The 23990-nt window shown below is 60.7% G+C and carries 25 protein-coding genes, 1 tRNA gene and 1 pseudogene; 19 read left to right on the plus strand and 8 right to left on the minus strand.

Going from position 1 to position 23990, the window contains the following annotated elements:
* Positions 1 to 539: 539 nt before the first annotated feature.
* A complete protein-coding gene (locus tag RFM40_RS04985) occupies positions 540 to 767 on the minus strand; it encodes a DUF680 domain-containing protein (RefSeq protein WP_320224585.1) in 228 nt (75 codons plus the stop codon).
* Positions 768 to 1235: 468 nt separating this feature from the next.
* Here RFM40_RS04985 and RFM40_RS04990 point away from each other — a divergent pair, with 468 nt between their 5' ends.
* The 10 genes from RFM40_RS04990 to RFM40_RS05035 all read left to right on the plus strand — a co-directional run bounded on the left by RFM40_RS04990 (position 1236) and on the right by RFM40_RS05035 (position 8749).
* Positions 1236 to 2153 (plus strand): MBL fold metallo-hydrolase, encoded by a 918-nt coding sequence (locus RFM40_RS04990; protein WP_320224584.1) that lies wholly within the window; start codon positions 1236 to 1238, stop codon positions 2151 to 2153.
* A gap of 706 nt (positions 2154 to 2859) precedes the next feature.
* A complete protein-coding gene (locus tag RFM40_RS04995; RefSeq protein ID WP_320224583.1) occupies positions 2860 to 3645 on the plus strand; it encodes an alpha/beta fold hydrolase in 786 nt (261 codons plus the stop codon).
* A 70-nt stretch (positions 3646 to 3715) separates the two neighbouring features.
* Entirely contained in the window at positions 3716 to 4474 is a 759-nt protein-coding gene (locus RFM40_RS05000) for an SDR family oxidoreductase (RefSeq protein ID WP_320224582.1), read from the plus strand.
* Positions 4475 to 4556: 82 nt separating this feature from the next.
* Positions 4557 to 4961, plus strand: a complete 405-nt coding sequence (locus RFM40_RS05005) for a cupin domain-containing protein (protein ID WP_320224581.1) — start codon at positions 4557 to 4559, stop codon at positions 4959 to 4961.
* A gap of 59 nt (positions 4962 to 5020) precedes the next feature.
* The gene (locus RFM40_RS05010) at positions 5021 to 5668 is read left to right on the plus strand and encodes an HD domain-containing protein (protein ID WP_320277229.1); all 648 of its coding nucleotides are present in this window, start codon (positions 5021 to 5023) and stop codon (positions 5666 to 5668) included.
* Between the two features lie 253 nt (positions 5669 to 5921).
* On the plus strand, positions 5922 to 6449 hold the full coding sequence (locus RFM40_RS05015) for a carboxymuconolactone decarboxylase family protein (RefSeq protein WP_430691642.1): 528 nt from the start codon (positions 5922 to 5924) through the stop codon (positions 6447 to 6449).
* A gap of 178 nt (positions 6450 to 6627) precedes the next feature.
* Complete coding sequence (locus RFM40_RS05020; RefSeq protein WP_320224579.1) at positions 6628 to 7077, plus strand: CBS domain-containing protein; 450 nt, start codon at positions 6628 to 6630, stop codon at positions 7075 to 7077.
* Positions 7078 to 7185: 108 nt separating this feature from the next.
* Positions 7186 to 7956 carry a sensor histidine kinase gene (locus RFM40_RS05025; RefSeq protein ID WP_320224578.1) on the plus strand — a complete coding sequence of 257 codons (771 nt, stop codon included), beginning with the start codon at positions 7186 to 7188 and terminating at the stop codon, positions 7954 to 7956.
* A gap of 47 nt (positions 7957 to 8003) precedes the next feature.
* Entirely contained in the window at positions 8004 to 8285 is a 282-nt protein-coding gene (locus tag RFM40_RS05030) for a GNAT family N-acetyltransferase (RefSeq protein ID WP_320224577.1), read from the plus strand.
* Positions 8286 to 8320: 35 nt separating this feature from the next.
* Entirely contained in the window at positions 8321 to 8749 is a 429-nt protein-coding gene (locus tag RFM40_RS05035; RefSeq protein WP_320224576.1) for a DUF1810 domain-containing protein, read from the plus strand.
* Positions 8750 to 8889: 140 nt separating this feature from the next.
* Here the strand turns inward: RFM40_RS05035 and RFM40_RS05040 are convergent, their stop codons facing one another.
* The 3 genes from RFM40_RS05040 to petA all read right to left on the minus strand — a co-directional run bounded on the left by RFM40_RS05040 (position 8890) and on the right by petA (position 12387).
* Positions 8890 to 10455 (minus strand): mechanosensitive ion channel family protein, encoded by a 1566-nt coding sequence (locus RFM40_RS05040; protein WP_320224717.1) that lies wholly within the window; start codon positions 10453 to 10455, stop codon positions 8890 to 8892.
* A gap of 166 nt (positions 10456 to 10621) precedes the next feature.
* Positions 10622 to 11914, minus strand: a complete 1293-nt coding sequence (locus RFM40_RS05045) for a cytochrome b (protein WP_320224575.1) — start codon at positions 11912 to 11914, stop codon at positions 10622 to 10624.
* Positions 11915 to 11931: 17 nt separating this feature from the next.
* Positions 11932 to 12387, minus strand: coding sequence for a ubiquinol-cytochrome c reductase iron-sulfur subunit (gene petA / locus RFM40_RS05050; RefSeq protein WP_320224574.1), 456 nt, complete (start codon positions 12385 to 12387; stop codon positions 11932 to 11934).
* Between the two features lie 347 nt (positions 12388 to 12734).
* Between petA and RFM40_RS05055 the strand changes: the two genes are divergently transcribed.
* From RFM40_RS05055 to RFM40_RS05065, 3 genes are all read left to right on the plus strand, one after another.
* Entirely contained in the window at positions 12735 to 13553 is an 819-nt protein-coding gene (locus RFM40_RS05055; protein WP_320277230.1) for a glutathione binding-like protein, read from the plus strand.
* 71 nt (positions 13554 to 13624) lie between these two features.
* A complete protein-coding gene (locus tag RFM40_RS05060) occupies positions 13625 to 13816 on the plus strand; it encodes a hypothetical protein (protein ID WP_320224572.1) in 192 nt (63 codons plus the stop codon).
* A gap of 70 nt (positions 13817 to 13886) precedes the next feature.
* Positions 13887 to 14954, plus strand: coding sequence for an alpha/beta fold hydrolase (locus tag RFM40_RS05065; protein WP_320224571.1), 1068 nt, complete (start codon positions 13887 to 13889; stop codon positions 14952 to 14954).
* Positions 14955 to 15185: 231 nt separating this feature from the next.
* Here the strand turns inward: RFM40_RS05065 and RFM40_RS05070 are convergent.
* A tRNA-Arg gene (locus tag RFM40_RS05070) sits at positions 15186 to 15281 on the minus strand.
* 253 nt (positions 15282 to 15534) lie between these two features.
* Between RFM40_RS05070 and RFM40_RS05075 the strand changes: the two are divergent.
* Positions 15535 to 15996 (plus strand): annotated as a pseudogene (locus tag RFM40_RS05075) (hypothetical protein); the annotation flags it as partial.
* 15 nt (positions 15997 to 16011) lie between these two features.
* Here RFM40_RS05075 and RFM40_RS05080 read toward each other — a convergent pair.
* On the minus strand, positions 16012 to 16281 hold the full coding sequence (locus RFM40_RS05080; protein ID WP_320277231.1) for a transcriptional regulator: 270 nt from the start codon (positions 16279 to 16281) through the stop codon (positions 16012 to 16014).
* Positions 16282 to 16486: 205 nt separating this feature from the next.
* Here RFM40_RS05080 and RFM40_RS05085 point away from each other — a divergent pair, with 205 nt between their 5' ends.
* From RFM40_RS05085 to RFM40_RS05105, 5 genes are all read left to right on the plus strand, one after another.
* Complete coding sequence (locus tag RFM40_RS05085) at positions 16487 to 16828, plus strand: DUF6634 family protein (protein WP_320277232.1); 342 nt, start codon at positions 16487 to 16489, stop codon at positions 16826 to 16828.
* Entirely contained in the window at positions 16812 to 18386 is a 1575-nt protein-coding gene (locus RFM40_RS05090; protein ID WP_320277233.1) for an AAA family ATPase, read from the plus strand. The genes RFM40_RS05085 and RFM40_RS05090 overlap by 17 nt, the downstream gene beginning before the upstream one ends.
* 155 nt (positions 18387 to 18541) lie before the next feature.
* Positions 18542 to 19081, plus strand: coding sequence for an FtsH/Yme1/Tma family ATP-dependent metallopeptidase (locus RFM40_RS05095; RefSeq protein WP_320277234.1), 540 nt, complete (start codon positions 18542 to 18544; stop codon positions 19079 to 19081).
* Positions 19078 to 19908: a metallophosphoesterase gene (locus RFM40_RS05100; RefSeq protein WP_320277235.1), complete on the plus strand. Its 831-nt coding sequence runs from the start codon at positions 19078 to 19080 to the stop codon at positions 19906 to 19908. Before RFM40_RS05095 ends, RFM40_RS05100 begins: the two co-directional genes overlap by 4 nt.
* 253 nt (positions 19909 to 20161) lie before the next feature.
* Positions 20162 to 20926, plus strand: a complete 765-nt coding sequence (locus RFM40_RS05105) for a metallophosphoesterase (RefSeq protein ID WP_320277236.1) — start codon at positions 20162 to 20164, stop codon at positions 20924 to 20926.
* A gap of 216 nt (positions 20927 to 21142) precedes the next feature.
* On the opposite strand, the gene RFM40_RS05110 is transcribed toward RFM40_RS05105, so the two are convergent.
* Both RFM40_RS05110 and RFM40_RS05115 read right to left on the minus strand, forming a co-directional pair.
* Positions 21143 to 22597 (minus strand): argonaute/piwi family protein, encoded by a 1455-nt coding sequence (locus tag RFM40_RS05110; protein WP_320277237.1) that lies wholly within the window; start codon positions 22595 to 22597, stop codon positions 21143 to 21145.
* Positions 22594 to 23919 (minus strand): DUF4365 domain-containing protein, encoded by a 1326-nt coding sequence (locus RFM40_RS05115; protein ID WP_320277238.1) that lies wholly within the window; start codon positions 23917 to 23919, stop codon positions 22594 to 22596. The genes RFM40_RS05110 and RFM40_RS05115 overlap by 4 nt, the downstream gene beginning before the upstream one ends.
* Between the last annotated feature and the right edge of the window lie 71 nt (positions 23920 to 23990).

Consider the following 23990-nt stretch of genomic DNA (forward strand, 5'->3'; position numbering starts at 1 on the left):
CGCGTTGCCGAACGATGGCCCGATTGCTGGTTTTGTCGGCTCATGTCCCGGACGGTAGAAACGAACCACTGCGCCATCGAACTCGATCGCTGGCGCAGCCACGGGAAGCACGCTGAGGCGGAAATGGCGTACGGACGGCCACCAGAGCCACGGCCGCCAAGGCACGAAACTTTTGCCGAGCAGACGGGCTGTGCTTACACGCAGCTCGTCCGCGACCTAGCGAACTGGTCATCATTTGAGGGAGGGGCAACGTTGGAGGTTGTGGAGATCTCTGGCCGCGCTCCGCTCGCTGCGGAGGCGGCCGCGGGCGCTCGACACTACGTCGAGTTGCCGGTCGTCGTCACTGGGCGCCTGTGAGGCCAAAGCGCTGTCGGGCCGGCCAAGCGCCAGGAGTTTCTCGATCGTAGGTAGCCGTTTGCACGTGCCATCTCGGCGCTGGATCAGCCAGGGAATTCGGATTCACAAGTCCAACAAGTATCGTTGAAACAGGCGGAAGGACCGAGGTCGCGTCCCGGTCCTTCCATTTCTGACTGTCAGGGTCAGCGGCCCCAAATGCCCTGGCCGTATTCGTCGTTGGGAACCATCGGCTTGCGTACGGTTTTCGGAACGCCAGCATCATTGGCAGCCTTCTTGGTCGATAAAGTATGCATGTAGTCAGTGGCAGCTGCAGGCTGCTGATCCCCGTTCGATCCATAGTGGTCGCTTCCGGCGAAAGCGACTCCTGCTGAAATAAGAAGAGCAGCGGCAGTAAGGGCGCTCGTTTTCATTTGACAATTCCTTTGTTGATTTTTGACTATCAGTGCTACAACAAAATAATCGCCGCTCCGATGCCAGACGATCAGACGATCTGACTGTCTAGGCAGCACAAAGGAATCGGGGAGTGTAGGCCAAAGTTCAGGGAACAATGTCGTTGCGAGTGCAGGATTTTCGGCTGCGCAGGCCTTGCTCGTTTCGACCAGCGTACCGACCAAAGAGATGCGTAAAACGCTATGTTGAGGGCGCGCGTCGACTGCATCATAGCCGTTTGCGGGAGGTCACCCATGCTCGCAACGGGTCCGCTATAGACCTTCGCATGGCGAGACCGACGCTTCTGTTCGATGGCCGCGCGGGCCGATGCGGTGCAACTTCCTCCACCGACGCCAGTGGCTGGCCATGGAGGCGCGTGCCAACCCATGGGAGCCAGCGGCGGAGGTGGCCGATACGGCCGTGGATAAGGCGATCAGCAGGAGACAAACATGAGCTTGGACAACACCTCACAGCCCGGTAGACCGGGGTCCGAAGAGCTGGTTCCGTCGCGTTACGCGCTGCGGGTCGGCGACATTGACGTAATGGTGGTCAGTGATGGAGTGCTACCGATACCAGCCCCGGTTATGGCACACAACGTCGACCCGGCCATCCGGGCGGCCTGGCTGGAGGACATGTTCCTGCCGCCGGAAATACTCGAGTGGCCGCTGAACGTGATCGTGGTGCGTAGCGGCGGCCGGACCATACTCGTCGACGCTGGGCTGGGGATGGACCCGGACTTGCACTTGCCGCAGGCCGGCCGGTTGGGCCAGCGACTGGAGGCCGCCGGCATCGATCTCGCATCCGTGACCGACGTGGTGCTTACCCACATGCATATGGACCACATTGGTGGGCTGCTCGTCGAGGGGGTGAAAGACCAACTGCGTCCGGATCTGCGGATCCACGTGGCGGCCGCCGAGCTCAAATTCTGGGAGTCGCCCGATTTCTCTCGGGCCTCAATGCCGCAGGGGTTCCCGGACGCGCTTCGGCGGACGGCCAAGCGGTTCGTGAACGAGTACCACAACCAGTTGCGGCCGTTCGAGGATGAGTACGAGGTGGCGCCGGGGGTAGTCGTCCGTCGCACCGGCGGCCACACCCCGGGACACAGCGTGGTCCGCCTCGCGTCCGGCGGCGACCGGCTGACGTTCGCCGGCGACGCCGTATTCCAGGTCGGGTTCGACCGCCCCGACTGGCACAACGGCTTCGAACACGACCCCGAAGAGGCGGCCCGCGTCCGAGTCAGTCTTTTGCGGGAGCTGGCGGCGACCCGCGAGCCGCTGGTGGCCACACACCTGTCGTTCCCGTCCGTCTGCCATGTGGCGGTCGACGGCGACGCCTTTCGTTGCATACCGGCCGTCTGGGACTACTGACCGCTTGTTCGGTTAGGGCCGAACCAGACGACCGCATGCGTTTGAACAACTGATCGATCTCTGCCTCATACGACACCGCCCGAACTTTCGCCGGCGGCTCCTCTATCGCGAGCAGGTCGATCATCTCGCGCCCCCGCCGCACCGGCTTGTGCTCCGGCAGCATGCAGGTGCGGCGGGCGGTATGTAGAGTGTCCCCACGCCGTTTTGCTTTTCGGAGCGAAGCGGGGCGGGGATTTCATGAGCACACGGCCCAGAGTAGTCTAGGCAGGAAGCCCAAGATCGCCGGGCAATAGCGTGAATTCGGTAAATGCGGGCGTGCGTGATTTCGATCGTCGGTCCGTAGAAATTCTGCGACGATGGCTAGGAATCCGTCGATCGGATACCGTCCAAGACTAGGGTGCCGGCCCGCCGTAAGTGTGAATTCTCTTCGCCAGAGACCTTCGCGCCGGACTGTGAAGAGTTAGCGCAGCCATCCGCTGGCCGGCGGCCGCGGTTCCTGTGCCGGCGTCTGCTGGCTTTCCACACCAACGATAGATACCTCACACCGAAGCATGGAAATCGGGGCCTCCTCCCACACTTCCCCGATCCCGTGATGACCTACCCTGTACCTTGGCATCGGATGACAGACCCTTCCGTAGAATAGGCTCGCACGCGGCGTCGGCGCATTCTCCTCCCACCGGTCACGACAGCCACGAAGGAGAAAGCAATGCCAAATATCACTGGAGTCCTGGCGCTCACCGCTGCGCTTGCTGTGTCGGGCAGCGCGATGGCGCAGGCCGCGGGTCCTCAGCCCAAGGCGACGATCGTGCTGGTGCACGGCGCCTTCGCCGAGTCGTCGAGCTGGGACGCAGTCATCACCAAACTCAGTGCGGACGGTTACGTCGCGATAGCTGCAGCCAATCCGCTTCGCAGCGTCGCCGGCGATGCCGCAGCGGTGTCAGCCATCGTTCGGTCGGTTTCCGGGCCGGTCGTGCTGGTTGGCCATTCCTACGGCGGACCTGTCATCACCGAGGCCGCCAATGGCAACGCCAATGTCAAGGCCCTTGTCTACGTGGCAGGATTCGCTCCGGATACCGGCGAATCGGCCTTCACGCTTTCCGGCATGTTTCCCGGCAGTACTTTGGGGAGCGCAATTGTCCCAGTCGCGCTGCCGGATGGCGGGCAGGATCTGTTCATCCAGCCGGACAAGTTCCGCGCCCAGTTCGCCGCCGACGTCCCGGAAGAGCAGGCTTTGCTCATGGCAGCCACGCAACGCCCTGTTGCGCAGGCAGCTTTGGCTGAGGCCGCGGGCGTCGCCGCATGGAAGTCAGTGCCGTCCTACATGATCTACGGCTCGGATGACCGCAACATCCCGCCAGCCGTCATGAGCTTCATGGCGAAGCGCGCGCACGCCGTGAAAACCGTCGTCATCGAGGGTGCATCCCACGCTGTGATGGTCTCGCATCCCGGCGAGGTCGCCTCGCTGATCGAGGACGCAGCATCGGCACAGTGAGCAGATGGCCGGACACGTCGCTGTTCGATCAAGCAATCCAATTCCAACCCGCAAGACCAGGAGATTAGACATGAAAATCGTCGTCATCGGCGGAACAGGGCTGATCGGCTCAAAGACTGTGGAGAGACTGCGAAACAAAGGACACGACGTGCTTCCGGCGTCGCCGAACTCGGGAGTGAACACCGTCACGGGAGAGGGTCTCGCCGCCGCGCTTGCAGGTGCGCAGGTCGTCGTCGACCTCGCAAATTCGCCGTCGTTCGAGGAAAAGGCCGCCATGGAGTTCTTCGAGGCGTCCGGGCGCAATCTTTTTGCAGCCGAAACGAGCGCCGGCGTTCGCCATCACGTTGCGCTGTCCGTCGTCGGCACAGACCGACTGCAGGGCATGGGCTATTTCCGCGGCAAGATGCTCCAGGAAAAACTGATCAAGGAGTCCGGAATTCCCTACACGATCGTTCACGCGACGCAGTTTTTCGAATTCACGTCCGCAATCGCAAACACAGGCGCGGTTGGGGATACCATCCATATGTCCCCGGCGTATTTCCAACCGATGGCAGCCGACGATGTCGCTGAGGCGATGGCGGACGCCGCGCTTGCCGAGCCACTCAATGGCATGATCGAGATTGCCGGTCCTGAGCGCGTGCGTCTCAGCGAACTTGTTGCGCGATTCCTGAAGGCTACCAAGGACCCTCGCAAACTGGTCGTGGATCCTCACGCGCTCTACTACGGCGCAGTGGAAATCGACGAAGGAACGCTTCTCCCAGGCGAGAACGCTCGCATAGGCGCCATACACTTCGATGATTGGCTCAGCCGGTCAGCATCCCAGAAATAAGCAGCCAGAAGAGGGAACGCCGAGCTCATCTCCACTAGATTGGCTGTCTCTCCCATTCACTTTTTACAAACAGGACACCGACATGATCAAGACACTCCTCTGCGTGGCGGCGCTCGCCACCGCTTCTGTCACCGCAGCGACGGCCGGTGATGATGCAAGCGTGAAGCTGGTCTACGACCAGGCTCTTCCGAACGTGCCTGGCAAGAGCATGAAAGCCGTGCTTGTCGAGTACGAGCCGGGCGGTACATCGCCGGCCCACACCCATCCGAATTCCGCGTTCATTTACGCGACAGTCCTGGAGGGGGCGATCCGAAGTCAGGTCAACGATGGACCCGTAACGACATATCGCGCCGGCGAAAGTTTCTCTGAATTTCCGGGCGACCATCATTCCGTCAGCGAAAACGCGAGCAAGACGGAACGCGCTCGCCTGCTTGCGATCTTCGTCGTCGATACCAGCGAGAAGGACCTGACGATATACGGGAAGTGAAATCGGAGCGCCCCGGAAAATCGGGGCGCACCACGTGCGGGAAGAAAAGGGTCACTGACATGAACGCGTTCACTGGTCGGATACTCGCGGGGGTCGCGGTCGCCGATACACCACTCATCGATCAGGCGATCGAATACGCCCGCCAGAAATGTGAACCCTATTTGTTCAACCACGTGGTCCGATCCTGGCTTTTCGCGACACGGATCGGACAGATTCAGAACGTCGAGCATGATGCGGAAGTCGTTGCCGTCGGAACCCTGTTGCACGACATCACGCTCAATGAGAACTTCGCCGGGCCGCGTCGTTTCGAGGTGGAAGGCGCCGATCTAGCCCGGACTTTCGTTCGGGAAGGCGGCTTCGACGAGCGGCGCGCTCAATTGATCTGGGACAGCGTCGCCCTCAATTCGACGCCATCAATCGGCCTCTACAAGGAGGCTGAGGTGGCTCTGTGCACCGCTGGCACCTGCCTCGACGTCGTCGGCTTGCAATACAGCCTCATTTCCTCCGCCGAGATTGCAAAGATCGTCGGCGAATTCCCGCGTCTCGGAATGAAGCAACGGATGTCGCGGTGCTTTTGCCATATAGCCAAGACCAGGCCGGAAACGACGTACGATAACTTTGCCCGGGATTTCGGCGAGCGCTTTGTTTCCGGCTACAAGGCCCCTTCGGCAGTTGATTTTGTGATGAAGACGGCCTTCGAAGAGTAGACGCAGTTTCGCGGCACTTTGCTCGTTCGGATAGGTTTCTCGACCAACGCCATGCGTCGCGCGTACGGCCGCGCAAGGCCGGCGAAGTCACTCCTGGCGCCTGGAGCGCCAATTTCCGTCGACACCTATACTTCGGTTTATTCACCTCAACCAATCGAACGGCAACACTTATCGTCGGAATCGTAGCAACATTTCCCGTGGTCGGGCATCATTCGGATGCACATTGATGCAAGATCCGGCAAGGAGACAAGTAATGAACATTGCAGTACCAGCAGCCCGAAATGCTCCGAAAGGGAAGGCCGTGGCCCCGCGCGCGGACTATGCGGAGCAGTCGCCTGAACTTCTCAAGAAGTTCATCGAGTTACTCGGTGCGACACGCGAGGGGTCGATCGAAGAACCAATCCGCGACCTTGTCGCCATCCGAGCTGCTCAGATCAATGGGTGCACCTTCTGCCTTGATATGCATGTCAAGCAGGCGAAGATTCATGGCGAGCGCGAGCTGCGCCTTTACCACCTCGCGGCGTGGCGGGATTCGACATTGTTCGTGCCGCGTGAGCGCGCAGCCCTGGCATGGACGGAAATCCTGACCAAGCTGCCCGAGCAGGGTGTTGCGGACGAGATCTATGAGCGGGTCAGGACACAGCTTTCCGAGAAGGAAATTTCCGATCTGACCTTCGTCGTCATAGCGGTCAATTCCTGGAACCGTCTGAACATCGCCTTCAAACCCGTACCCGGCTCGGTGGATGTGAAGTTCGGCCTGAGCAAGGCTGCGCTCAGCTAACCTTATTGGAACGGGTCAGAGTGGCGCTCTGTTGGCGCGCCATTCTGACAAATTCGGCAGCCAAGTCGCGGCAGGTTTTGAGACTGGCGCAATCTCCCGCGACCGGCGGAGTTTCGAACGTGGCGAGTGAGCTATCCAATAAAACACCTATCCTCCGGCTGCGGCCGCGAGGCGCTCCATGGAGGACGTCATGCGCATTGACAGTCTGCATCCAGTGATATCGGCCCGCCTCATGGTCGTCGACGTCGACGCCACGCTGAGGAATGCTGCGCTCTCATTTTCCAACCCAGCCATAGGCCTGGTCGTCGTGTGCCACGGCAGCGGGGAGGCGGCAGGTGTGTTGAGCAAGTCCGACCTCGTGCGTCATCTGGCGAATTCAGGATCGGCGGAAGCCACCGTATCGACATTGATGAGCCGGTCCATCGTCTCCTGCGGTCCCGAAGACGACGTCCATTCAGTCTGGCAGACCATGGTCGCGCAACGACTTCAGAACATTCCGGTTCTCGGCGCTGGTTCGAAACCGCTTGGCATTCTCGACATCCGCGATGCGATGAAGGCGCTCTTCGAACAAGAGGAGCTCCAGGAGCGGCTGCTCGCCAACTACATTGGCGGTATCGGCTACCAATAGCGCATCAGCAGGACACCGCCTCGCGACCTCCATACTAGGCGACAGGATACCACCGACCGCAGATACCCATCACACGACTAAATGTCGACCGAGCAAACGGGGAATGGAATGTCACGCGCAGAAGTAAAAATAGATGTCTTCGACCGCCCCGCCAATGTTGTTCCGGACGGTGCGCCCATGCAGCTATCGACAGCTGGCATCGTTCATGACCTGGGCAATCTGATTCAGGTCGCTTCATCTGCATTGAACCGGCTGGCTCGCGACCCGGGCGTCTCAGCGACCCCGGCGCTTGTGCTCGCAATCGCCAGCGCCAGGACGGCCCTGGAACGAGCTGGCGGGCTTGTCCGGCATACCATCAGCCTGGCGCGAGACGGACACGCTGAAATTGAACATACGAACGTAGCAGTGTGTCTGGCTGAGATCGAAACCTTCATCCGAACCACATGGGACCCCAACATCGGTCTTGAGGTTCGAGCCAGGTCCGATCTGCCCTTGGCAAAATGCGATCGCATGGATCTGCAAAACGCGGTTCTAAACCTCGTGTTCAACGCGCGCGATGCAATGCCGAACGGCGGTTTGATCTCGATTGACGCGGCCGCAATCGTTGCGGGCTCCAAAGCCACACGGATCGATCTTCGAGTCACGGACAACGGCATTGGAATGAGCCGCGAGACGATCGCCTGCGCCTTCGATCCCTTCTTCACGACAAAAGGCGAGGGCCTGGGCGGTGTCGGCTTGCCGATGGTGAAGCGTTTCGCCGAGCAGTCAGGCGGAAGTGTCGAGATCGAGAGCACGCTGGGGTCAGGCACAACCGTGATATTGCGGTTGCCTGCCATGCGATCGGATATCGACGCGACACGATCAGTCAACCTGCCTTAGGCGACCTCTACGCACGGATGAACGGACGCACAATCGAGAATCGGAAGATGGATGCAAAAGTCGTTGAAAACGCTCAACAGCATCGCTTCGAGCTGCCGATCGACGGCGAAATTCTTGCTTCGGCCTACTATCGGATCGAGAGCGGAAAGGTTGCGCTGATCCACACCGAAGTCCCGTCGGAGTTCTCCGGACAAGGAATCGCGTCGCGCCTGGCGCAGGGCACGTTTGAGCTGCTCCGCAAGACCGGCCGCAAAGCGATCTTGAAATGCCCCTTCATGAGCCGGTTCTTCGCCAAGCACCCAGAATATGCCGATGTCGTCGACGGATAAGCAGAGGCTGTTCGCGAAGAAAGGTCTCATCCGAAATGAATGACGAATACAATCTGCAGCGGTTCGTCAGCGCACAGGATAGCGTTTATGAGGATGCGCTGGGCATCCTACGTCGAGGGATGATGTGCACGCCGTATATGGAGTTCATCTTCCCGAGGTTGGCTACAAGACGAGGCGACGCTGCGCCTGAGCCGTATGCAATCACGTCACTCGACGAAGCGGGCGCCTATCTCTCATCTCCAATACTGGGAGGTCGTTATCGGGAATGCGTTGGCACCTTGCAAAGGCTCTCCGACTTGAGCGCTCATGCCGTCTTCGGTGATGACGATGCCAAGAAATTGCACGCGTCTCTGACGCTGTTTTCCGAAGCAAGCAACGAATTCCTGCTCGAGACGATCTTTGATGTCTGGTTCGACGGTCTGCTCGACGAAGATACGATGAATGAACTCAACCTGATATCTTAGCTGTTGCCCTGCGCCTGCCGTCGCGCGTCTCCAGACCATATTCGGCATATCCTTGCACACTGCGCTTCAATCCATCTGCAAGGTCATGGATCCCTGGCAGGATGACCTTGTCGATGCCAACGATGCCGCTTAGTGGCCGGTCATGGGTCTCTATCCTTTTGCATGCTCTGTCGGCGAGGTGCTCGAACGCGCTTGAATGGAACGGCGCGAAAGACCGTCTGAATGGCTTGGAGCAGCGCCAGTTTCGAACTCGCGTGCTGCTGTGCGTGGATGCCCCTTTCGCCGGAAGTCGACGTTCCCGTCGACAGGATCGCCGCAAGATCTTCGGCCATCTCAGACCTCTCGAGCAGCAAGGGTGCGAAGCTTTTCTGGTCTATTTCGTAAACGACGACGTGGGTCATTGCCCGCAACGTCGACATCTCGCCAAAGCCGGCGAGCAGACCGGTCTCGCCGAAGAACTCGCCGGGCGAGAGGCGCCCGATTTCCTGCGGGCTGGAATCGCCTTCGACACGTTGCCGGACGATAACGCCTGTCCGAACGATCATCAGGGACGGCAGGATCTCCCCTTGCCGGACGATGATGTCGCCCCTGCGGTAAATGCGAACAGAGACCGTTGCGGCGAGCGACTCCTGTTCGGCATCCGTCAACACCGAGAATATCGGTACGGCCTTGATAAGTTCGATCGGGGTGAAGCCCGGGGGTGCCGCCTCGTCGCTCGGCAGGTTGGTCACGGCAACCGAAGCGGAAATCGGCATCGCCAGCAGCATGCCGGCCGACTTCGAATGGCGATAGATCAGATCGAAGATCTCGTTCCTGGCCGCACCTTGTTGGTCGAGATTTTTGACGCGAAAAAAGAGCTGGACCTCGATTGCCGCCGCATCCAGGCTTGCGATCGCAACCGTAGGCGGAGGCTCCTTGAGAATTGAGTTGCAGCTCAGAAGGACGGTACGCATGAGGTCTACGACGATCGCCGGCGTCTTGGTTGGCGCCATCCTGACGGTCACGGCAAGTCCGTGGCTCTCGTCTGGGTTGCTGACATTCGTAACACTGATTTTAGCGAGAAGGCTGTTCGGCACCGCTACAACGTCATGGGCCGGGGTAAGCAGATGCGTCGACTGCCAATTGGTCTCGACAACGCGGCCTTCGGTTCCGTCGCTCAGAATGATCCAGTTTCCAAGCACATAGGGGCGCCCGACGTTAAGCGCGATCCCCGAAAACAAGTCACCGAGCGTGTTCTGGAGCGCCAATCCCAGGATGATGGCAAAAACGCCCGACGTCGTGATGAGCGTTCCGACCGGCACGGCAAAGACGAATGCCAGGATCGACAGGAGCATTCCAACGTAAACGATGCCGACGACGAGGTCTTGCAGGAGACGCGCCTCGCGCGGCTTTCGCTCGACGACGAGATAGATGCGGACAAAGCCGATCAGCGCCCAGGCAAGGTGAACCCACCAGAGCAGCTTGACCAATCCGACGAGGATCGCTCCGCCGGTTGTCTGATCACCCCTTGCGGTTTCGTACGGAACGACGCCGAGGTCGAGAATCATAACCGACATCGCGAGGAAAAAGGCGATCTGTGCGATCAGCCTCGCATTGGCGGAGCGTCTCGGAATGATTGCCCAAACGGCGATACCGGCGAGGCCGACCAACACGATGTAGAGCAGGGGAGAGTTCCACCAGTTCACCACCGAGCCCAGGTCGATCATAACAGTGGTCTCTATTTTTCTGCCTCGGACAGCGGCAAATGCCTGTCGCGCACTCAAGGGCCGCTTGCCGTTCGGTACGACATGGAGTGGCTGGGACGCGTCCAGGTGTTTTTCTATTGGCGCCTGATCATGTGGGTGGGGAGAATGCGCGTTGATGCCCCACCAATCAGCGTTTGGTCTCCGGCCCGGCGATCTCGCCTGTGCCACTGGCCTTGTTCTTTTCGAGAACCGCTTCGGTGATCGAATTCGGCAGCCGCCGCGGCGTCTCGATCAGGCCGAGCAGCGGCATGACGACGACGAAGAACGCAAAATAGTAAAGCGTCGCCAACTGGGACATGACCACGTAGGCTCCTTCCGCCGGCCGTGAGCCGAGCCAGCCAAGAAAGAGGGCGTTGGCCACGAACAGCCAGAAGAATGCCCGGTACCAGGGCCGGTAGACCGCCGAGCGGACCTTCGAGGTGTCGAGCCACGGCACCAGGAACAGCACCGCGATTGAGCCGAACATCGCTAGCACGCCGCCGAGTTTTGAATCGATCGGCCCGACATTGAAGGTTATCGCGCGCAGGATCGCGTAGAACGGCAGGAAGTACCATTCGGGCACGATATGGGCGGGCGTCTTCAGTGGGTTAGCGACTGTCTGGTTGTCCGGATGACCAAGATAGTTCGGCAGGTAGAAGACGAAGTAGGCGAAGACAAAAAGAAACACGGTCATGCCGAACGCGTCCTTGACGGTGGCGTGGGGCGTGAAGTCCACGACATCGGCCGTCGATTTTACATCAATGCCGGTCGGATTGTTCTGGCCGACTACGTGAAGCGCCCAGATATGCAATGTCACCACCCCGGCAAGCATGAATGGCAGCAAGTAGTGGAGTGCAAAGAAGCGATTGAGGGTCGGATTGTCGACCGCGAAGCCGCCAAGCAGCAACTGCTGGATCCAGTCGCCGACCAACGGGATGGCGGTGAAGAAGTTGGTGATGACTGTAGCGCCCCAAAACGACATCTGCCCCCAAGGCAGCACGTAGCCCATGAAGGCTGTCGCCATCATCAGCAGAAAGTTGGTGCAGCCAAGCACCCACAGAAGCTCACGCGGCGCCTTGTAGGAGCCGTAATAGAGCCCTCGGCAGATGTGGATATAGACGGCGATGAAGAAGAACGACGCGCCGTTCGAATGCAGATAGCGCAAGAGCCATCCCGAATTCACGTCGCGCATGATCTTCTCGACCGAATCGAAGGCGAGACCAGTGTCGGCCGCGTAGTGCATGGCCAGCACGATGCCGGTGATGATCTGCGAAGCCAGCATGATCGTGAGAATGCCGCCAAAGGTATAGGCGTAGTTCAGGTTGCGCGGGACGGGATAGACGATGAAGGAATCGTGCACCAGCCGCGGCAGCGGCAGGCGGGCGTCGAACCAGCGCTCGATGCCGGACTTCGGCGTGTAGGTGGAGTGTCCCTCGCTCATCGAAATATCCCCCTGCCTCAGCCGATACGGATCTTGGTGTCGGAAACGAACTGGTAGACCGGGATCGCCATGTTCTCGGGCGCCGGGCCTTTGCGGATTCGGCCGGCGGTGTCGTATTGCGAGCCGTGGCACGGGCAGAGCCAGCCGCCGAAATCGCCTTGCTGACCGAGCGGGATGCAGCCGGAATGGGTGCAGACCTGGACCATCACCATCCAGGCTTCCTTGCCGGGGGTGGCGCGGTTGGCGTCCGTCGCCGGCGCGGCGGCGGGAAGGTTGGCGTTGCGGGCGATCGGGTCATTGAGATCGGCCAGGTTGACCGCCTGGCTATCCATCATTTCCTTTTCGGTGCGGTTGCGCACGACCACCGGCTGGCCGTGCCAGCTGACGAAGAGCGACATGCCCGGCGTCAGCGAAGAGACATCGACCTCGACCGCCTCGGTGGTGCGGGTTTCGGATTTGGAAAGGTCGGCCATAACGGCTGCTCCTGTGATTGGAAAAAAGCCGCTTCATCGCGTCGGCGGAGAGCGAGCAAGCAAGGTCAGCGTGTCGGCTTGCCATTTGAGTTTCCTCATGTCGGGTTGAAATATGCCGGCCGCGGCGGGATGTGAGCCATCGTGCCAAAGGCACGTGCTTCCAATACTTTTGTTTATGGCTTCCTGAGCGAAGGATTGGCCGGACTATCGAGGGACGCCATGCACGGTGGCAGGATCCTCGTTTCAATTTCCAGCCCCCTAGAACAGCTGTCGACCAACGCCCGCTTTTCGTTCCAACGGGTGCGACGACCCATTTTGCGGTCCCTAACCCGGATCTGGGATCGAACATGCGGCTCGGTGCGCACGGCGGCCTCAGAACAATTGTTTCAGCCTGTTCATACCTCGGCATAGGCGCACCTACCTGTCGGTGTCGTGGCCGTGCCTTCCGCGAAGTGCGAACTTTCTGGAGCGGCTTTCTTCTCGAGGCCGCCGGTCAGGATGACGTCCAGCGCACGGCGTTGGGAGGTTCCCGCCCAGCGGCCAAACAACGGAACGCAATCGGGTTCAGAAAAGGAAAGACGGTGGAGCTCTACTATAGCCCTCTCGCCTGCAGCCTGGCCGACCACATCGCACTACAAGAGGCTGGCGCTTCCTTCGAACGCGAAACGGTGAACCTCAAGACGAAACGAACGGCATCCGGGGATGATTTCACCGTCATCACGCGCAAGGGATATGTTCCCGCCCTCGTGCTGGATAACGGGGAGACGCTGACAGAAAATGTCGCGGTACTCGACTGGATCGCGTCGCAATATCCAGAGCTGGGCGTGGAAGGGCCGCTGGGTCGTACCCGCGTTCTGGAGGCGCTGACCTACGTTTCAACCGAAATACACCGAAGCTTCAAGCCCATGTGGCACCAGGGCAGCGATGCGGAAAAGGCCAAGGCGAGCGCAGCGATTGCAATGCAATTCGACTTGTTCGTCGACGGCATGAAGACCGACTATATGTTCGGCGACAAACCGAGCGTCGCGGATTTCTATCTTTTCGTGATGCTGCTCTGGGTCGTGCGGTTCCACATCCCGATCCCTGCACCGTTGGAATCCCTGCGCGCCCGAATGGCTGCCCGTCCGGCTGTGCGCGTCGCGATGGAACGCGAGGGCCTCGTCTAATCGCGAGGTTGGCGCCGCATCATGCCAGCCACAACACGCCCGAGCCAGAACACAACGAAGGAGTCTGTTCCATGCGGCCGCTTCTGCAGGCACTGCATCCAATCGCTGTCAAACGCGGCGATGGGTTACGTCCCGAATTTCTGAGGATGGACGCCGAGGAAGCGCTCACCCTGACCTTCCCGCATATTCAATCTGAAGTCGAAGCACTGCCACGTAATCGCGCGATTTCAATACTTGCGTCGACGAAGCCGCCGTCGAAATAGGCAACGCTTTCTTGTCGGCCGATGCAGCGGGTAGTCGCCTGTCGGTCATCGCAATCACAGAGGCTTCATCATGCATAAGAGCAAGGCTCCCGAGATGATCGACCATAGTCGCCGACGCATTGTTGGTGCTGCGGCAATGACGTTCGCAGCCGCCACCGAGTTGGGCTTGAACGCGCCGGCAAAGGCGGCAGCCAGTTGGACGAACCAGGCGACGGCGTCTGCGATACAAGCGGCGCAGAGATCATTCGGCTCGCTCAGGCAGGTCAATGCCGGAGCATTGAGCGTCGGATATGCGGAGCTAGGGCCCGCCGACGGCGCACCCGTCATCCTGCTCCATGGCTGGCCTTACGACATTCACACCTACGTCGACGTGGCGCCCCTGCTTGCCGCAAAGGGGCACCGCGTGATTGTGCCGTACCTGCGCGGCTACGGCGCCACGCGCTTCCTATCGGACGAGGCGATGCGCAACGGCCAGCAGTCGGCGCTCGCAGGGGATGCGATCGCTCTGATGGACGCGCTAGGAATCGAAAGGGCCACGATCGCCGGCTGCGACTGGGGCGCCCGGACGGCGAACGTGGTCGCCGCGCTCTGGCCTGAACGCTGCAAGGCGATAGTCTCGGTGAGCGGCTATCTCATTGGCAACCAGCAAGTCGGCACACTGCCGCTGCCGCCGAAGGCGGAGCTGCAATGGTGGTATCAATATTATTTCGCTACGGACCGCGGCCGTGCCGGCTACGAGAAATACACGCGCGACTTCGCCAAGCTCATCTGGCAGCTCGCTTCGCCGCAGTGGAATTTCGACGATGCCACCTTCGAGCGCAGTGCCGTGGCCTTCGACAATCCGGATCATGTCAGCATCGTCATCCACAACTACCGCTGGCGGCTCGGGCTTGCCGAAGGCGAGCCGAAATACGACGATCTGGAAAAGCGGCTCGCCCAAGGCCCGGTCATTACCGTGCCCGCCATCACCCTTGAAGGCGATGCCAATGGCGCGCCACATCCGGACGCCAGTTCCTACGCCAAAAAGTTCTCCGGCAGATATTCGCACAGGCTCATCAGCGGCGGCATAGGACACAATCTGCCGCAGGAAGCTCCGCGGGAGTTTGCCGATGCTGTCATCGAAGTCGACCGCTACTGACCCGCCAACCTGCACCTGCGAGGTTGACTTTCCGGGTCTCCGTGGACCCAGGAGTGGACTGTATGGGTATGTCGGCATTCCCGACTCAATTTGGCACCTGTGCCTCACACAGCAGCAAGCCGTTGCTTTCTGGGCGCCCAAACCACAGCGTATGCGGAATTTGCCGTACCAATATTGTCTAACAATCCTCGGAAAAGTACGGCGACAGTCCCCCTAAGTGGTTGAAAAAATTGGTGATCCCGACAGGAATCGAACCTGTGACCTGCAGATTAGGAATCTGCCGCTCTTTTAAGGGTGACTGGATAGCTACCGATAGCTACCGAAATCCGTTTGAGCGGAAGTGGCTAGCTTTAACTGCGACACAAGCGGGTGGGGGCGGCGCACTACCCAAATTGTGCCGTAGCCGCCCCCATCCGCGCACCTTGGTGGCAGGTCGCGGGTAGTGTGTCGCGATAGTTCATGCAGATCTCCCGAGCCCGCCGCAGGCGCTTTGAGAACAGTCCGAGAAACGCTTCATTCGGTTAAGGGCGCCGTGCTTACGTGGTTGCGCTTTTCTGGTCGGGATGGGCGCGTTTGATCTTTGCTCGTTACGAAGGGAAAGCTGCCAAACTCCCAACGACAATTGGCTGGCATGAAGGTCGGGGAACTGCGCTGGAGCGAACGAGAGATCATGGATGGGAGGTATTCATACCGTCGTCGCCTTCAAGAACGCGAACTGTTTCGGCTGGTGCTGCCGGATATCGGCTACCTCTACCGATATATCGACGCCTAGGTAGAGACGGCTGGCTTCTCAAGGGAGTTCCTGATCCGGGAACCTTCTTCGTCAAAACCGTAAAGGTCACCAGCATTTCCTACACCGGGCGTGGGGTCATCAAGGGACGTTTGCCTCACGGGCCGCACAACATCCGTGACGTGCTTGCAGGCGAGCTACGCGATCCAGAACACGCCGGAAATGGTCGCCAAGCATTATGGACGGTTCCTGCCGCAGGACAAAGCAGCGCTCGCCGCCCGAATCCTAAACCAGGTCTGGGAAGCCGCATGAGCAATTCCTAAGCCCCTACTGCCCGTCGATCTGAAACCCGACCTTTCTCACGATACCTTTCCGGACCCTGATCCCCGGTCCTTCCGTCTCCGTCTCGGGCAGGAACTCCACCCCAGCCTGTTCCAGAGCCTTTTGGACGCGCATGCTGATCTCGAGGCCGACGGGCTCGCAGGCCTCGATGCGCACGAGGGAGCGCTTGCTGATGCCCGCCTTCCTGGTGAGATCGTCAGTGCTCATGTCGAGCGCCACTCGTGCGGCGCGGAGGAGGTCGTAGGAAGCCTGCATAATCGGCTTCTAGCGGGCAGCAACTGACTTCGCCAGTGGGCGAATCCTGTGCGTCCAGGCGTCGCGACGCCGCGACAGCCGGTTGGGCGCCTGAATAGGCCGGTTGACGCCGGCCCCTCCGACGCCGCATGGAAGGGCTCCATTTCGACGAATCGCCAAGGACTCGGTTTCCCCCGACACCTTGGCCGGAGCCCGGAGGCAGAGCATGGTGGCATTCAGCATCCGCAAGGAACAAGGTCCCACCTTCGCGCTCGAGCTCGCGCGGCTTTCAGCGCTTGTCGCAGACATGGAGGCCATCGGCCGCGGCCTGGCTCCGGAAGACCTCGTCGAGGGAGAGGCGCCGCTTCTCGATCGGTGGATCCTTGGCCGCCGCCCGATCCCCTGTCTTGTCGGCCTGTCGACCGGGCATCCGCGGCTGCCGGGCGAGAACCGGATGATCGGTACCTCTGACCTGTGGCTGATCTCGGAGGAGCGCAGCTGGGCGCGCACGCTGTCGCGCTGGTATCGGCTTGGGCGCCCGGCCGGCCACGATGATCTTCACTCCTGAGGCTCCGCCCGTGGTGGACGAAGCGACACCCAGCGATCGGCGCTACCTGCGCCGATTCAAGGCAGCGAAGGCGGGGCTCCATCTGCCGAGCGAAGAGGAGCTGCTGCGCGGCATGCCGTTTTTTCGCGAGGCGCGCGGCGAAGACATCCGCGAATATGCCAGCCGGCTGTCGCGCCGCTTGAGCAAGCGCAAGCGGCCGGTCCTGCTGCCACTGGTCGAGGTCCTCGACAAGCTGGCGGGCGATCCGAGCGAGGACGGCCTCGCAATGCTCGAGGCGCTTCTGGACGGCATCGAGGATTCGAAGCGCTTTCCGGTACATGGCTGTCGGCTGCGCTGCCGTTTCTACCGCGCGAGCTACGGCGACCCAGGGGCTGCGGCGCTGGTCGCTTGCGAGATGGCGCGGCTTGCCTTCCAAGAGATTGGTCAGAAGAAGCCGCCAACGCTGATCTGGCGGTCGCTCAGCTGGGCGGTCTATTCAACCCATCTTGATGATTGGAAGCGCGCCGGCATTGCCGCGGGCGGCTCCGGCATCCGCGCGGAAAACCAACCCTACGCCTTCGAATGGCAGTTCAAGCGGGCGATCAGAGATCTTGGCGAAGAAAATGCGGCCAATCGGAAGCCGGAGCCGAAGGATACGGTCACCGGCGATCTACAGGAGTCGGACAGGGAAGAAACTGGCGCGAAGGTAGCACCGCACGCCGGCGTCGTCGTGGTGCAGTCGATCGGCAACGATGCCACTGCGGACGGCAAGCGGGTGGCCAGGGAATTCGCGGCCCTGATCAAGCAGCAGCTGACGCTCAGGGCGGTCCCGGACCTGGTCAAGGTCCGCGACCGGCTGTTGGGGGAATTCCCGTATGCGGCGTCCGTCGTGGAAGAGGTGCTGAAAGGATTCGTGGGACGGCGCCATGTCTGGCTGCGCCCGACCATCCTGCTCGGGCCGCCGGGCTGCGGCAAGACCCGTTTTGCACGGCGGCTGACCGAAGAGCTGCGCACGCCCTACGAGCTGGTCTCTTGCGGCGGGATGAGCGACAGCGCCATCGGCGGGGCCGCCCGGCGCTGGTCGACCGGCGAACCAAGCCTGGCAATGATGGCGATCCGCCGCCATGAATGCGCCGGGCCGATCATCATCCTCGACGAGATCGAAAAGATCGCCACGAGCCGGCACAATGGCAGTGCCCATGACGTGCTGGTCGGGCTGCTCGAGGCGGAGACGTCGCGCCGCTGGCACGATCCCTATGTCGAGGCGAGCTGCGATCTTTCGCACGTCTCCTGGCTGATGACCGCGAACGCGCTTAATCCCGTGCCGGGCGTCCTGCTCGACCGCTGCCGGGTCCTGCGCGTTCCCGAACCCGGGCCGGAACAGGTTGCGGTCCTCGCACCGCGGATCCTCGAGCGGCTCTATGTGGACGCGGGGCACGATCCCCGCTGGGCGACGCCGCTCGAAGCATTCGAGCTCGCGGCGCTTTCCGCAGCCTGGCGCGGCGGGTCGATCCGCAAGCTCGAGCGGCTGGTTGAGGTGCTGGTCGAGGGGCGCGAACGAGAAAGGTCTCGGCAATGATGAATCCTGCACGACCGGAAGGGCCCACAGCGGCTGGAAAACCGACTGTCCGCCCGCGGGGGCGCACGAGAAACAAGATCGCGTCACCAAGTCAGACGAAGGCGAATCCAGGCGGCCCCCGAACCCCGTCGCGCTCGCCGCAGCTTCTCTGCCGGATGGCGGTCCACGAGGCGGGCCACGCGGTCGCGCGGCTTTGCCTGGGGCTCGGGACGTTGGAGATGATGACCATCGAAGCGGCCGAGGGCGGCGCGATCAGCTGGCGCTTCGACCGGCTGGACGACCAGACCGAAGAATTGCTGACGGCCGTGCTTGTCGCGACGCTCGCCGGACGCGCCGCCGAGGAAGAATTCATCGGCTCGGTCGCCGCATCGTCGGGCGGCGGCCCGGAGTTCAGCGACCTGGCGCAGGCGACCGACATCGCCTTCCAAATGGAGGCGACGCTTGGATTCGGCCGGACGCGGCCGCTGCTTTACCGCGCGACCTCCGAGCCGGCGCTTCTCCTGGCGCTCGATGCCGACCTCAAGGAGAGCGTCGACGCACGCCTGGAAACGGCGCACGCCGCGGCAAGGAAGCTGGTGAGCCTCCACCGGAACGCCGTCGAGTTCCTCGCTGCCGAACTGCTCGCCCATGGGACGCTCGAAGGACCGAGGCTCGACGGGCTCGTCGCGCAGGTCAGGGAGGCGATCAGCCAATGAAGCTCTGGATCTGGTCCGACATCCATCTGGAGCTGCAGAATATCGACTTCCCAGAGCGTGCTCCGGAAGCCGATGCCATCGTCTGCGCGGGCGATCTCTGCCTTGCCGACGCACTCGGCGACCATGCGCAAGAGCTCATCGAGCGGTACGGGCTGCCGCTGATCTTCGTGCCCGGCAACCACGAGTTCTACAGCCCAGGGAAGTTCCCGCGCACCAAGCCATCCGACCACCTTCTCATGAAGCAGGCGGCGGAAGCATCGCGGTCGTGGCGGCATCGGCTTTACCTCCTCGACGACGATGTCATCGAGCTCGGCGGCGTCCGCTTCATCGGCGGCACGCTGTGGACCGACTTCAGGATGGACCTGAAGGACGAGGCCGACCTTCCGCGACGGATGCTTTCGGCACCTTCGCAACTGGCGGATTTTTCCGTGATCCGGCTCGGCGACGGCACGCGGCTGACGCCGCAGGTCATGCTCGGGTTTCACTACCTGACCCGTGGCTTCATCGAGCGGCAACTGGCAGTGCCGTTCGCGGGCAAGACGGTGGTCGTCACCCATCACTTGCCGCATCCGGACTGCACGCCTGCCGCCTACCGAGGTTGGGAAACCAATCATCTGTTCGCCTGCGGCAGGGAGGCCTTCGAGGACATCCTGCATTCAAAGGCGGCCCCGGCGCTGTGGGTCTGCGGGCATACGCATCACGCAAGCGATGTCAGGATTGGCCGGACGCGGATCGTCTGCAATCCGCACGGCTATCTGCGGGTCCGGAGCGAATGGCGCAACGGCTTCCGCGGGAGCTTCGTGATCGACACGGAGGATTTGCCATGAAGGTCCCAAACGCGTTCTGCAGCCTACTTGATCGTCTCCGCCATCGGTCACCGGTATCGGTTTGGCGAGAGACGGCCAAGCTGAGCCTGCCCAACGCCATGCCCGAGCGGCTCAATGGGAAGACGTGCTGAACCCCGAGACGCCAGCCGGTCCGGGAAGGATTCGGCGAAAGACCGGACGCAGGTCCGGTGGTCGAGGGTGGGCTCCAGGACGCGAATCCTTGGGCCGGACGGAGAACAAGGATTCGCCTACTATGAAAATCTGGTTGTTTTCCGACCTGCATCTTGAGATCGCCCCGCTGCGGCAGCCGCTGGCAATTCCCGATGCTGACGTCTGCGTGGTCGCCGGCGACCTCTGCCGTGCGCCTGCCAAGGGTATGCACTGGCTGGCCGAGAACATCGCCCATGCCATGCCGTGCGTCTACGTCGCCGGCAACCACGAATTCTACAGAGGTTCGATCAAGGAGGGCCTGGAGGACGGGCGCGCCGCAGCCGCGCGGTTGGCGGACGTGCACTTCCTGGAGAACGATTTTGTCGTCATCGACAGCATCCGGTTCGTTGGCGCGACCCTTTGGACCGACTACCGCATCGACGGACACCACGAGCTTGCCATGCTGCATGCTCGAGAAAGGATGAACGACCACCGGAAGATCGCCAAGCAGCGGAACCCCTGGCAGCGCTTCGTGCCCGAGACCGCCTACCGCATGCATATGGTCTCCCGGCGTTTCATCGAGACCGCATTGAAAGGCGACCCGATCACCACCGTAGTGGTCACCCACCACCTGCCGCACGCTCGCTCGATTCCTTCAAGGTTCAAGGGCGACCTCCTCAATGCGGCCTACGCGTCCGACCTGTCCGAGATGATCGATGCGGGACGTCCAGCCCTATGGGTGCATGGGCATACGCACGAAAGCTGCGACTACCGGATCGGTAATGCTCGCGTTGTGTGCAATCCGAGGGGCTATGAGGATGAGAACAGCGAGTTCGATCCAGCGCTCGTGATTGACACGAATCTTTGAGCCCGCACGGACCGGAGCACTGTGGAGAGCACGGTGGATTAGATGAACGGGAAGGAAATGCCCCAGAGTCCTGCGGGCTAAGCGGGCGCGACTGCTTTGCGCCCCAAGTCGGTCGTTGAGTTTCGCGCAACAGCTTCCTGAATACCGACCGGCGGCTTACAGTCGAGATAGACCCAGCTTGCGCCCACCAGAGCGGCGGGCAATGGCAGGTCGCGCTCAAATGTATCTGCGGTAGTCGGAACTCACCTTCTCATCGGTGATGTACTTAAGGACCTCGCCTACTTTCCGTGCTGCACGAATGGGGATCGGCAGCTTCTGGTTCATCTGTGTAGAGTTCCAATTGATTTTCGTGAGACCGAATATCTCGTTCGCGATCTGCGCGACCGTGCTATCGCTAGTTTTGTAGGGGCAGATCAACAGAGGCTTCGGATCATACATGCCGGGGTATGTCCCATAATAGGGAATGCTGCCGTTGGTGTAGAGCAAGCCTTTCCCGTCAAGTTCCACGAACGTGCCGCGCATGACGGGATAATTGCCGTCCCTGAACACCTTCACGAACGACGATTCCTGCACCCACACGAGATCGCGCAGTTCGGTGCCGACCTCATCGAGCGCTTCAAAAATCCCGTCGGCTTCTTCGTCGCGGAAGCGTGATGTTTTCAGCACTATGACTCGCGCCGGATAATTCATGTGATGCTTTTTGTAGGCGGCGAGAGCATCGGCAATCAGAGTCTTCGCATCGTCCTGCGCCAGATAGGGATGCCTGCCACGACTTTCCGTCTGCGCACCTTTACCTTTGAGGATGAAGCCTCTTCCGCGCTCATCAAACATCTGAGCTGCACTCGTGAAGAGTTGTTGTCCACCGGCCTCGCGATAAAAGCTCACTCCGATGTAGCAGGCCGAAAACTCTCCCTCTTGAGGCGCCCGCCGCCACGGCACGCGCCCGGACCCCTTGTAGTAAAGGGTGGCCAGGAGATTCCATGTACGGCCTGCTTGATCCTGAATTTGTCGGGCGCTGCTCTCCTTGATCTTCAGAGGGATGACAGCACGCTCGTCGAGCACGTCTTCCCAGACGATCTGAATGGGAAAGCGAAAGTGCATCGCCTTGGCTTTGAGCATGCCGCGAAAATTGGGGGCATCCGAGCCCGAGCTATCTTCCTCCTCCACCGTCGCGTCAGAATCGACCTTGGCGTTCCAGACGCGCTCGATCAACGCAACCGGCAGCGCAATGATGGCGACATCCGGTCGTGAACTGCCCTCATCGATCGCCTGTAGCTGCTCAATGATTTCATTGACTGCCATCTCGACTGCCTTGCCGTGATGGGGTTCTTTCCTGATGCGTTCAATGCGCGCCTGCGGGATCGGGGCAACCGCTCCATCCGGAATCTCGAACCGGCAGCGGAAAGGGTTCTGATTCCCGAGGCCCGGAAACGGCGGATGCAGGTTTGGATGCTTGTCCGATTTTCCTGCGAATCCTACCGCAGCGGCTTGAAGGTAGTCGCGAGAGTCCTCGACGGTCTTCGCACTACCTACGACGGCGACCTTGATCACATCACCAAGAGGCGTCTGTAGCGGCCCAGCCTGGAATAAACCGAGGCGCGGATCGGGATGGTAATGTTGGTCGCCAAACTCGAGAAGCGGTTCATCGAAGATCTTGGTCTCGAACTTCATGCGAACCTCAGCAGCTCTTGGTTGGGATCGGCGTCCTCGGTCGTCCTCTTCGGCGTCCCCCACACGTCCTCGGGCACCTTTTTGGGGAGTTCAACGGATGGAGGCTCGCCGAATGTGAGGCGCGGGTCAGCGGTGGTAACGGCGAACAAATCATCCGCCTTGCGCTCTTCCTCTGTGAGGAAGCGATGCCACATGATTACCTGACCGCGAAGTGATGCACTTTTGTCCAACCGCTTCTTTCCGGCCAACAACGCGCTCGGATATGAGTGAGGAATGAACCCATTGGTGGTGAAGTAGTAAGTCGGGTTGATCATCAAAAACCACTGATCGTACAGGAGTTCGAATCTCGGCACGAAGGCGTGGTGCCGCACGAACTCAACGCGGGTCGGATCTGTCTTTTTGCGAACGACGTTGACGACGTCTGCTTCAGCCTTCTTCTTCGCTGATTGATAGTGGAACGCGCGGGACTCGTTTTCGGCTCGTGCCCTGAAATAGAGAAGCCGTCCTTCCTTGTCCCATCCCAGGTCGCTTCGTACCTGATAACGAAGCGTCTGATTGAGAAGAAAGGCAAAGTTGTTCCGCTCGTCGAGGTCTTCATGGAAGGCCAAGTGCTCGACCTCGATTGCTTCGACCTGATCCAGATCGACTATCTGATCGCACGACGAAGTGCGTGGATCGTGGAAAGACCAGAACGAGCTGCCTTTAATCACCCAATCAAAGCGCGCAGGCTCCTCGGCGTCGAGGAGCATCGCGGTCGCCTGCTTTGCCGTGTACGGCGTTGTCGTTACGAACACTTCATCGGGCAGGCTGACGGGAAGAATGTTCACCAGCGCTTCTTCGCCGCCGCCGAGTGGCGGAACGTAGTAGCCGAAGCCTGTCTTCGGAATGGTAAGAGCGGCGAGCCGATCGACCGCCTTCGCGTCCAGCACGTCCAGCTTCTTGTCGAAGCTCAGCCGCCTTTCGTCTAGCCCCGTACCGCTTGAAATTTCCTTCCAGTAATAGGTCTCGTCGCTCTTGCGAAAGAGGACGATGATGATGGGAAGGTTCGACCCGCGCCAGTAAGCGAGGTCTTCACCGCGCAGCAGGTAGGTAAAGCCGCTGGCATCTTCGCCCGTGTAGATACCGGCGTCGGTCGCTTTCACCTGCACTGCGATCATTCGGGCGGTTGGCTGACCTTCGATCATTACCTCGGCGATCCCATCAATTCCCGTTTCGAGGCGCGAGCGCACGTCGAACTGGAAGCCCATGGTAAGAAACCGCAATTGGACGGCGGTCTCGCCAATCTGCCCAAGCAGTTGATTCGGAGTTATGTATTTTGCCATGTGCGCATCATAGAACAATATGCGAACGGACCCATGGGATTTTTATCCTGTATCCGAAGACCTAAAGCAAA

Origin of the sequence: Mesorhizobium captivum, assembly GCF_033977165.1 — a bacterium.
GTDB lineage: Bacteria > Pseudomonadota > Alphaproteobacteria > Rhizobiales > Rhizobiaceae > Mesorhizobium > Mesorhizobium captivum.

Bases quoted from the DNA above. Each gene is read 5' to 3' on its own strand.
- RFM40_RS05095 (WP_320277234.1), top strand. From the start codon at position 18,542: ATGGCGGTCCACGAGGCGGGCCACGCGGTCGCGCGGCTTTGCCTGGGG.
- RFM40_RS05080 (WP_320277231.1), bottom strand. From the start codon at position 16,281: ATGCAGGCTTCCTACGACCTCCTCCGCGCCGCACGAGTGGCGCTCGAC.
- RFM40_RS05025 (WP_320224578.1), top strand. From the start codon at position 7,186: ATGTCACGCGCAGAAGTAAAAATAGATGTCTTCGACCGCCCCGCCAAT.
- RFM40_RS05045 (WP_320224575.1), bottom strand. From the start codon at position 11,914: ATGAGCGAGGGACACTCCACCTACACGCCGAAGTCCGGCATCGAGCGC.
- RFM40_RS05015 (WP_430691642.1), top strand. From the start codon at position 5,922: ATGAACATTGCAGTACCAGCAGCCCGAAATGCTCCGAAAGGGAAGGCC.
- RFM40_RS05010 (WP_320277229.1), top strand. From the start codon at position 5,021: ATGAACGCGTTCACTGGTCGGATACTCGCGGGGGTCGCGGTCGCCGAT.
- RFM40_RS04995 (WP_320224583.1), top strand. From the start codon at position 2,860: ATGCCAAATATCACTGGAGTCCTGGCGCTCACCGCTGCGCTTGCTGTG.
- RFM40_RS05090 (WP_320277233.1), top strand. From the start codon at position 16,812: ATGATCTTCACTCCTGAGGCTCCGCCCGTGGTGGACGAAGCGACACCC.
- RFM40_RS05035 (WP_320224576.1), top strand. From the start codon at position 8,321: ATGAATGACGAATACAATCTGCAGCGGTTCGTCAGCGCACAGGATAGC.
- RFM40_RS05105 (WP_320277236.1), top strand. From the start codon at position 20,162: ATGAAAATCTGGTTGTTTTCCGACCTGCATCTTGAGATCGCCCCGCTG.
- RFM40_RS05110 (WP_320277237.1), bottom strand. From the start codon at position 22,597: ATGAAGTTCGAGACCAAGATCTTCGATGAACCGCTTCTCGAGTTTGGC.
- RFM40_RS05040 (WP_320224717.1), bottom strand. From the start codon at position 10,455: ATGATCGACCTGGGCTCGGTGGTGAACTGGTGGAACTCTCCCCTGCTC.
- RFM40_RS05020 (WP_320224579.1), top strand. From the start codon at position 6,628: ATGGAGGACGTCATGCGCATTGACAGTCTGCATCCAGTGATATCGGCC.
- RFM40_RS05100 (WP_320277235.1), top strand. From the start codon at position 19,078: ATGAAGCTCTGGATCTGGTCCGACATCCATCTGGAGCTGCAGAATATC.
- RFM40_RS05085 (WP_320277232.1), top strand. From the start codon at position 16,487: ATGGTGGCATTCAGCATCCGCAAGGAACAAGGTCCCACCTTCGCGCTC.
- RFM40_RS05060 (WP_320224572.1), top strand. From the start codon at position 13,625: ATGCGGCCGCTTCTGCAGGCACTGCATCCAATCGCTGTCAAACGCGGC.
- RFM40_RS04985 (WP_320224585.1), bottom strand. From the start codon at position 767: ATGAAAACGAGCGCCCTTACTGCCGCTGCTCTTCTTATTTCAGCAGGA.
- RFM40_RS05030 (WP_320224577.1), top strand. From the start codon at position 8,004: ATGGATGCAAAAGTCGTTGAAAACGCTCAACAGCATCGCTTCGAGCTG.
- RFM40_RS05055 (WP_320277230.1), top strand. From the start codon at position 12,735: ATGCGGCTCGGTGCGCACGGCGGCCTCAGAACAATTGTTTCAGCCTGT.
- RFM40_RS05065 (WP_320224571.1), top strand. From the start codon at position 13,887: ATGCATAAGAGCAAGGCTCCCGAGATGATCGACCATAGTCGCCGACGC.
- RFM40_RS05005 (WP_320224581.1), top strand. From the start codon at position 4,557: ATGATCAAGACACTCCTCTGCGTGGCGGCGCTCGCCACCGCTTCTGTC.
- petA (WP_320224574.1), bottom strand. From the start codon at position 12,387: ATGGCCGACCTTTCCAAATCCGAAACCCGCACCACCGAGGCGGTCGAG.
- RFM40_RS05000 (WP_320224582.1), top strand. From the start codon at position 3,716: ATGAAAATCGTCGTCATCGGCGGAACAGGGCTGATCGGCTCAAAGACT.
- RFM40_RS04990 (WP_320224584.1), top strand. From the start codon at position 1,236: ATGAGCTTGGACAACACCTCACAGCCCGGTAGACCGGGGTCCGAAGAG.
- RFM40_RS05115 (WP_320277238.1), bottom strand. From the start codon at position 23,919: ATGGCAAAATACATAACTCCGAATCAACTGCTTGGGCAGATTGGCGAG.